The sequence below is a fragment of the Mesorhizobium captivum genome (assembly GCF_033977165.1).
GTDB lineage: Bacteria > Pseudomonadota > Alphaproteobacteria > Rhizobiales > Rhizobiaceae > Mesorhizobium > Mesorhizobium captivum.
On record NZ_JAVIJB010000103.1, the window covers coordinates 1 to 2,316 of the forward strand.

General features: G+C 61.3%; 3 protein-coding genes. All 3 read left to right on the forward strand.

Annotated features, from left to right (window positions below):
- Positions 1–302 (forward strand): glutamate synthase-related protein (locus tag RFM40_RS33420; protein ID WP_320279044.1); only part of this gene is annotated, 302 nt, incomplete at its 5' end.
- A 32-nt stretch (positions 303–334) separates the two neighbouring features.
- Positions 335–1,678, forward strand: a complete 1,344-nt coding sequence (glnT, locus tag RFM40_RS33425) for a type III glutamate--ammonia ligase (RefSeq protein ID WP_320227095.1) — start codon at positions 335–337, stop codon at positions 1,676–1,678.
- Between the two features lie 105 nt (positions 1,679–1,783).
- Positions 1,784–2,316 (forward strand): FAD-dependent oxidoreductase (locus tag RFM40_RS33430; RefSeq protein ID WP_320279045.1); only part of this gene is annotated, 533 nt, incomplete at its 3' end.

Genomic DNA, 2,316 nt, shown 5'->3' on the forward strand with positions numbered 1-2,316 from the left:
AAAAGCTCGGCGCCACCGCCGGCGCCTATGACGACTGGCATGAAGGCAAGGACCCCGCGGGCATCACAACGCAAGATCCCGAGCTGATGAAGCGGGTCGATCCGATCTTGGCCGGGCGGCGGCTCGCCAACTACCTGAAAGTGATGACTCTCGAGGCGCAGACGATCGCGCGAGCTTGCGGCAAAAATCACGTGCACAATCTCGAGCCGGAAGATCTTTGTGCGCTTTCGATCGAAGCGGCCGCCATGGCGGGCGTGCCGCTTGCGGGGACGAGCTGGGTACCAGGGCAGGGCGGCTTCTAAAAACAAAACCGGAAGAATGGGAGCAGTAGACAATGAACAAGGCCTTTGATGCCAAAATCGATCAGTCGGAGGGGATTGATCTCCAGGAGTTCGCCAAGGCTCGCAACGTCAAGTACTTCATGGTGTCCTATACGGACCTGTTCGGCGGGCAGCGCGCCAAGCTGGTGCCTGCGCAAGCCATCGGCGACATGCAGAAGGACGGTGCCGGCTTTGCCGGCTTCGCGACCTGGCTTGATCTCACGCCTGCGCACCCTGACATGCTGGCAGTGCCAGATCCTTCTTCGGTGATCCAGCTGCCGTGGAAGCCGGAAGTCGCATGGCTTGCTTCCGATTGCCTGATGGAAGGCAAGGGTGTCGGTCAGGCGCCGCGCAATACTCTGAAGCGGCTCGTTGCCGAAGCCGCCAAGGAAGGCATGCGCGTGAAGACCGGGGTCGAGCCGGAATTCTTCCTCGTCACACCCGATGGCAAGCAGATCAGCGACGAGTACGATACGGCGTCGAAATCCTGCTACGACCAGCAGGCGGTGATGCGCCGCTATGACGTGATTGCCGAAATTTGCGATGCCATGCTCGATCTTGGCTGGCAGCCCTATCAGAATGACCATGAGGACGCGAACGGCCAGTTCGAGATGAATTGGCAATTCGACGACGTCCTGGCGACAGCCGACAAGCACTCCTTCTTCAAATTCATGGTCAAGTCGATCGCCGAAAAGCACGGCCTGCGAGCGACCTTCATGCCGAAGCCCTTCCAGGGCCTCACGGGCAGCGGTTGCCATGCTCATATCTCGGTATGGGATCTCGGCGGCAAGACCAATGCTTTCGCGGACAAGGAAATGGAGTTGGGTCTGTCGGAAAAGGGCCGGCACTTCCTAGGCGGCATCATGAAGCACGCCTCGGCACTGGCCGCGATCACCAATCCGACGGTGAACTCCTACAAGCGTATCAATGCGCCGCGCACCATCTCGGGCGCAACCTGGGCGCCGAACACCGTGACCTGGACCGGCAACAACCGCACCCACATGGTGCGCGTGCCCGGACCCGGACGCTTCGAATTGCGCCTTCCTGATGGTGCCGCCAATCCCTACCTGATGCAGGCGGCCATCATCGCCGCTGGTCTCAGCGGCATCCGCACCGAGGCCGACCCAGGCCCGCGCAGTGACATCGACATGTACAAGGACGGACATACCGTCACGCACGGTTCCAAGCTGCCGCTCAACCTGCTCGATGCGCTTCGCGCCTATGACGCCGACGCCGAGTTGAAAGCGGCCATGGGCGAGGAGTTCTCCGCTGCCTACGTCAAGCTGAAGACGCAGGAGTGGAACTCCTACGCTTCTCACTTCACGCAATGGGAACGTGACCACACGCTGGACGTCTGAGTCCGCGTAGAAAATCGCTCCGCCGCTCGCCCCTTACTCCCGGCGGAGCGATTTTCGAAACGACCTGCGAAGTCGCTCCAAGACTAAAGGGCGGAATTTGACGCGATGAAATACTCGATCTTCTCGCTGGCGCGCGCTGCATTGTCAGGCCACAAGGGTTGGACGCGGGCATGGCGCGATCCGGCGCCCAAAAGCCGTTACGATGTCGTCATCATAGGCGGCGGCGGCCACGGGTTGGCGACGGCCTATTTCCTCGCCCGCGAATACGGGATCCGCAATGTCGCGGTGCTGGAAAAAGGCTGGATCGGCTCCGGCAATGCCGGCCGCAACACCACCATCATCCGCTCCAATTACGGCCTGCCCGGCAACACCGGCTTCTATGAATTGTCGATGAAGCTGTGGGAGCGGATGGAGCAGGACCTCAACTACAACACGATGGTCAGCCAGCGCGGCGTTATCAACCTTTATCACTCCGATGCGCAGCGCGACGCCTTCGCCCGCCGCGGCAACACCATGCGCATCAACGGCGTCGACGCCGAGCTCCTCGACTCGGTGCAGATCCGCAAGGAACTGCCGTTCCTGAACTACGACAATGCCCGCTTCCCGATCATGGGTGGCCTCTTGCAGCGCCGGGCCGG

Excerpts from the sequence above, each read along its gene's own strand:
- glnT (WP_320227095.1), top strand. The coding sequence starts at position 335 with ATGAACAAGGCCTTTGATGCCAAAATCGATCAGTCGGAGGGGATTGAT.